Source organism: Actinocrinis sp. (assembly GCF_035938995.1).
In the GTDB taxonomy this organism is placed as follows: domain Bacteria; phylum Actinomycetota; class Actinomycetes; order Streptomycetales; family Catenulisporaceae; genus DASZGI01.
Window position 1 is genome coordinate 1 of the sequence record NZ_DASZGI010000413.1, and the last position, 5,837, is coordinate 5,837.

Here is a 5,837-nt window from a genome sequence, read left to right on the forward strand (position 1 = left end):
CATCTCGATTAGAGTAGTGCAGTACGTCGCCATGTCCGGCGCAGTCGGTGCACTCACGCTCAGGCGACAACCTCACCGCACACCCGGAAGCCGCCGGCATCATCCGGCAGGCGAGCGGCTTCCCGCGCTTTGATGAATTCCCCGGACCTCGCCTCGCTCTGCCTGCCGTCAAGCTTGACCACCCCACGGCATCTGGCAGGTGAAGACAAAGCTCCCGCACCGCGTGGGCGACATGGGACATCCGCGCAGGCGCTTCTAGCGTCAACAGGAAATATATGGCCGACGCGTAATACTCAGCCAGAAGCTGGCTACGCTCAGCTAGCCAGGCATGCAGCCTCCGGCGCGACTCCGTCCACCCGTCACCACTGCCTACCGGCTTCTCTCGGTCAAACAGACCGCCGCTTCAGGAACCGAGAGGATATCGATCCCCGGCGACAGAGCAGCCGGGGATCGCGGGCTCAGGATAAGTCCGCCTGACAAATGGCGGCGACACGGCACCTGCCGCCCGCCCGTCTCAACGACGGCCTTGTGCCACTATGCCAGAAGTCGCGTAGAGTAGCGAACGAATCTTTGCGAGATAAAGCATCGCGCCTAACGCCGATTCGGCGCGGGTGGTAATCACTCTTGATGCAGCGCGTATTGCGCACAGAACATCTAATCTGAATGGCCCGGTCCAAGATCGCGTCCGGGTTGACAGCCTCCCGGCGCCAGTGAGACGGGATCAGCGGCCGCTTACCAGCCGACACGGCCCCGACCCTGATCACTAGGCGGAGCGCGGCCCTGACGGCGACAAGCGCGTGGCTGCCCAGGTGGTCAAGGTCGCGGTCAGCGGCCAAGATCCCACGGCGTGCAGGAGTCACGACGTCGCCCGGATACTGGAAGCTGACAGCTCAGCTGACAGGACCGGATCTTGAGAGGCGACCTGTCTGCTGGAGTTCGCAGCGCGTGTGTTGACGGATTTGCTCGCTCGGGTAGATGCGGGTCGCACCGAGGTCGCACGCCGCCTCGCGGAGTCAGCCCCTACGGTCGTGGGTGCCATCGCGCGAGCGGTATCAGCAGCGCGGCGACCCGCTTTGAGCAAGCCCGACAAGGGACTGACCTGGCCGGGCCGGATCCCGCTCCGCGTCGACATGGTGCTCCAGGAGGCGTAGTGTCTGCTTCGTGGAGGGAGCTGCACCTGGGCACGCCCGAAACGGCTCGCTCGGCAGTCGGGCCATCGCGACTAACACCGCCGCCGCTCATACCATGTACCCCCACGACGCGTTGTCCAACGATGTCTACGCGCGAGTCGTCGAGAAGCTTGCTGAGGTCGCGTGCGAGGATTCCGGGGCCGCGCGGACGACCGAAGACGGCGTGTCAGTGCTCAACGGCAGCCGGCCGTTTGCCGAGCTCCCGGCGGGCGAGCAGCTCGAGACGCTGAAGGGATCAAGGGCTCGGACTTCCCGTCTGCAGCGGCCGGCCTTGCGGCGCTTTGGCAGCTCGACGCGCGGCCGTTGCTGATGGAGAGCCGTTCCCGGGAAGCGGGGAGGCGCCCGACACTACGTGGCCGGTCGAGCGAGTGCGCGCTGCTGGACGACTTGGTCTCGGCGGTCCGCCGCGGCGAGAGCCGGTCGCTGGTGCTGCGCGGCGAGGCTGGAATCGGGAAGACGGCGCTGCTGGAACACCTGATCGCGTCGGCGTCGGATCTGGCGGTCATCCGGGCGGCGGGGGTGGAGTCGGAGATGGAGCTGGCCTACGCCAGTCTCCATCAGCTGTGCGTGCCGCTGCTCGACCGGCTCGACCGGCTCCCAGCGCCGCAGCGGCAGGCCATGGAGATCGTGTTCGGCCTGAGCGCCGGCGTAGCCCCGGATCGGTTTCTCGTCGGGCTGGCGGTGTTGAGCCTGTTCGCGGCGGTAGCCGAGGAACGTCCGCTGCTGTGTGTCGTCGATGACGCGCAGTGGCTCGATCAGGCCTCGGGACTGACGCTGGCCTTCGTCGCCCGCCGGCTGCTGGCCGAGCCGGTCGGGATCGTGTTCGGCATCCGCGAGCCGGGCGGAGAGCTTCGGCACGTGCCCGAACTGGAGGTGCAGGGTGTGCGCAACGGCGACGCGCACGCGCTGCTGAACTCCGCCGTGCGGTTCAAACTGGATGAGGCAGTCCGGGACCGCATCGTCGCCGAGACGCGGGGGAATCCGCTGGCGCTGCTTGAGCTGCCGCGTGGGTTGACCGCGACGCAGCTGGCGGGCGGCTTCGGCCTGATGAGTACACAGGCGCTGACAGGGCGGATCGAGGAGAGCTTCGTCCGGCGTCTTGAGCTGCTCTCTGCTGACGGGCGGCGTCTGTTGCTGGTCGCGGCGGCGGAGCCGGCCGGCGATCCGCTACTGCTGTGGCGCGCGGCCAAGCGGCTCGGTCTGGGGCCCGCGGACGCGGAGGCCGCAGAGGCGGATGGATTGCTGGAGATCGGCGGACGGGTGACGTTCCGCCATCCGCTGGTGCGCTCGGCGATGTACCGATCGGCGACGGCCGAGGATCGCCGCGCGGCCCACCTGGCGCTGGCCGAAGCGACCGACCGAGAGGCCGACCCGGACCGTCGTGCGTGGCATCTGGCCACGGCCGCTGCGGGGCCCGATGAGCAGGTTGCCCTGGAGCTCGAGCACTCGGCTGGCCGGGCGCAGGCGCGCGGCGGGCTCGCCGCCACGGCGGCGTTCCTGAGGCGCGCCGTGGCGCTGACGAACGACCCGGCGCGGCGGGCGGATCGCGCTCTGGCCGCGGCGCAGGCCTGCTTGCAGGCCGGCGAATTCGACGCGGCTCTCGCACTAGCCGCCGCGGTGGAGACCGGAGCGCTCGACGAGTTTCAGCGCGCCCGCGCCGACCTGCTACGGGCCCACGTCGCCTTCATCTCGTTTCTTGACAGCGATGCTCCCGCGCTGCTGCTGAATGCGGCGAGGCGGCTCGAGCCGTTCGACCTAGCGCTCGCGCGTGACACCTACCTGACCGCCTGGGGCGCGACGCTCGTCGCCGCGCATGTGGCGAGAGAGGGCGTCCTCCTGGAGATCTGCCGCGCCGTGCGGGCGCTCCCTCCGCCGCCAGGTGCTCCGCGTCCCCTTGACCTCCTCCTTGACGGTCTCGCGCTGCTGACCACCGAGGGGCACGCTGCCGCCACTCCGACGTTGCAGCGAGCAGCAAAAGCGCTCGCTGGCATCCCCGTGACGGACGTCCTGCTATGGGGCTGGATCGCGGCGTCCGCCACCGCTCTCCTGTGGGACATCGAGGGTATGCGCGCGAACTCCGCAAGAGAGGTCCGGCTCCTCCGCGACGCTGGCGCACTTGCGGCGCTGCCGAGCTCCCTCTCCAATTTGGCGATAGCAACCTCGTGGATGGGCGACTTCGCAGGTGCCGCCTCGCTCATCGCGGAGACCGACACCGTGGCGGCGGCGACCGAGAGCCGCCAGGCGCCCTACGCCTTGCTGAGGCTCCTGGCATTGCAAGGGAGGGAAGCCGAGGCCGCTGCACCGATAGCGAGCGCGATCGAGCTGGCCGCGCCCGGAGGACAAGGGATGGCGTCGGCCTGGGCGCACTGGGCGGCCGCCGTCCTCTACAACGGTGTCGCCCGCTACGAGGAGGCGGCATCCGAAGCCCGGCAAGCCGCCTCAGACCCCCTCAACTGGTGGTCCATGTGGGTGCTGCCCGAACTGGTCGAGGCGGCCGTGCGCGCAGGAGAGGCCGAGCTCGCCCGTGACGCGCTCGAGCGATTGGCCGAGACGACACAGCCCTGCCGCACCGAGTTCGCACGTGGCATCGAAGCCCGCTGCCGGGCGCTGCTCAGCGACGGGGCGGCCGCCGACGATCTGTACCGCGAGGCGATCGAGCGGCTGAGGCGCAGCCGGCTCCGTCCAGAGCTCGCCCGCGCGCACCTTCTCTACGGTGAGTGGCTGCGCCGCGAGAACCGCCGGGTGGCCGCGCGCGAGCAGCTGCGCACGGCCCACGAGATGCTCGCCGCGATCGGGATGGAGGCATTCGCGGAGCGCGCGCGCAAGGAACTTCAGGCGACAGGCGAGAACGTTCGCAAGCGGACAGCCGACACGCGCGACGATCTGACCGCCCAGGAGCGGCAGATGGCGCGGCTGGCCCGCGACGGGCTGTCCAATCCCGAGATCAGCACCCGGCTCTTCCTCAGCTCGCGGACCGTCGAGTGGCACCTGCACAACGTGTTCACCAAACTCGGCATCCGCTCCCGGCGGGAGCTCGCGAGTGCCCTGGACGGTCCGGCCCCCAGCTGATCCTGGCCGGGACTCCGGGGACCGGGCCATAACGCATCCCGCCCCCCGAGGAGACACTGGCGCGGACTGGAGGGAACCACGAACTCGCCCGTGATAATCTTTTTGATTTTTCCGGACGAGATCGGCTGACTGCCGCGGCCTTCACCGCGCCCCTGGGCCAGCCCGCGCGCTGCCCGGTGGGTACCCCGGTGAGCAATCCCGGGGTCCGGCACGGGCGCTTCGCGGAGGGGAACCGAGGAGGCTTCATGTCGTAGCCACTCCCACGGAGAAGGGAACTCCCTATGTCCGCTACGACCGAAATGACAGCGGGTGCCACGGCGATCCGGCCGTTCACGGTCCCGGTCACCCCCGAGACGGAACTCAAGGCGCTGCGCGCCCGCATCACCGCCACCCGCTGGCCAGACCCAGAACTCGTCGCCGACTCCTCGCAGGGCGTGCAGCAGGCAGTGACCCAGGAACTCGCCCGCTACTGGCCAACGGAGTACGACATGCACCGCTGCGAGGCCCGGCTGGGCGCCCTGCCGCACTTCGTCACCGAGATCGACGGGCTGGACATTCACTTCATCCACGTCCGCTCGCCGCACGAGAACGCGCTGCCGGTCATCATCACACACGGGTGGCCCGGCTCGGTCATCGAGCTGCTGAACGTCATCGACCCGCTCACCAACCCCACCGCGCACGGCGCGAGCGCGGCGGACGCCTTCGACGTGGTAATCCCCTCGATGCCGGGTTACGGGTACTCCGGCAAGCCGCGGGACCTCGGCTGGGGCCCCGTCCGGATAGCGCAGGCGTGGGACACGCTGATGAAGCGCCTCGGCTACCAGAGCTACGTGGCGCAAGGCGGCGACTGGGGCGCGGTCATCACCGACCTGATGGGCGTGCAGGCACCCGCGGGGCTGCTCGGCATCCACACCAACATGGCCGGCGTCGTCCCGGCGGATGTCTGGCTGACGCTGGTGCGCAACGTGTTCGGGGCGGGCGGCCCGCCGCCGTCGGGCCTGTCGGAGGAGGAAAACCGCACGTTCGAGCAGCTGAACTTCTTCTTCGCCAAGGGCGTCGGGTACGGGGTGGAGATGGGGACGCGGCCGCAGACGCTGTACGGCCTGGCTGACTCGCCCGTCACCCTGGCGGCCTGGATGATCGACCACGACGCGTCCAGCTACGCCGACATCGCCGACGCCTTCGCCGGGCACCCCGTCGGCAACCTGACCCGGGACGAGGTCCTCGACAACCTCACGTTCTACTGGGTGACGAACACCGGGGTTTCCTCCACCCGGTTGTACTGGGAGAACACGGTCGGCTTCTTCGACGTCAAGGGCGTCTCGATCCCGGCCGCGGTGAGCGTCTTCCCGCACGAGATCTACAAGGCCCCGCGCAGCTGGGCCGAGCGGGCCTACCCCAAGCTCATCTACTTCAACGAGCTCGACCGGGGCAACCACTTCGCCGCCTGGCAGGAACCGGCGCTGTTCGCCAGTGAGCTCCGCGCCGCGTTCCGGTCACTGCGCTAGCCCGACGTCTGCACATCCCCTCTCCTGGCGGGATCCGGGTGGCCTCCTTCCGGACTCCCGGCCCGCCGGG

The 5,837-nt window shown here is 69.4% G+C and carries 3 protein-coding genes; all 3 read left to right on the forward strand.

The annotated features are described in order from the left end of the window. Positions 1-1,245 precede the first annotated feature (1,245 nt). The 3 genes from VGZ32_RS27985 to VGZ32_RS27995 all read left to right on the forward strand — a co-directional run bounded on the left by VGZ32_RS27985 (position 1,246) and on the right by VGZ32_RS27995 (position 5,767). Positions 1,246-1,500, forward strand: coding sequence for a hypothetical protein (locus VGZ32_RS27985; protein WP_326889233.1), 255 nt, complete (start codon positions 1,246-1,248; stop codon positions 1,498-1,500). Further along, positions 1,500-4,259: an ATP-binding protein gene (locus VGZ32_RS27990; RefSeq protein WP_326889234.1), complete on the forward strand. Its 2,760-nt coding sequence runs from the start codon at positions 1,500-1,502 to the stop codon at positions 4,257-4,259. The genes VGZ32_RS27985 and VGZ32_RS27990 overlap by 1 nt, the downstream gene beginning before the upstream one ends. 281 nt (positions 4,260-4,540) lie before the next feature. Then, a complete protein-coding gene (locus VGZ32_RS27995; RefSeq protein WP_326889235.1) occupies positions 4,541-5,767 on the forward strand; it encodes an epoxide hydrolase in 1,227 nt (408 codons plus the stop codon). Positions 5,768-5,837 lie beyond the last annotated feature (70 nt).

Excerpts from the sequence above, each read along its gene's own strand:
- VGZ32_RS27985 (WP_326889233.1), top strand. The coding sequence starts at position 1,246 with ATGTACCCCCACGACGCGTTGTCCAACGATGTCTACGCGCGAGTCGTC.
- VGZ32_RS27990 (WP_326889234.1), top strand. The coding sequence starts at position 1,500 with ATGGAGAGCCGTTCCCGGGAAGCGGGGAGGCGCCCGACACTACGTGGC.
- VGZ32_RS27995 (WP_326889235.1), top strand. The coding sequence starts at position 4,541 with ATGTCCGCTACGACCGAAATGACAGCGGGTGCCACGGCGATCCGGCCG.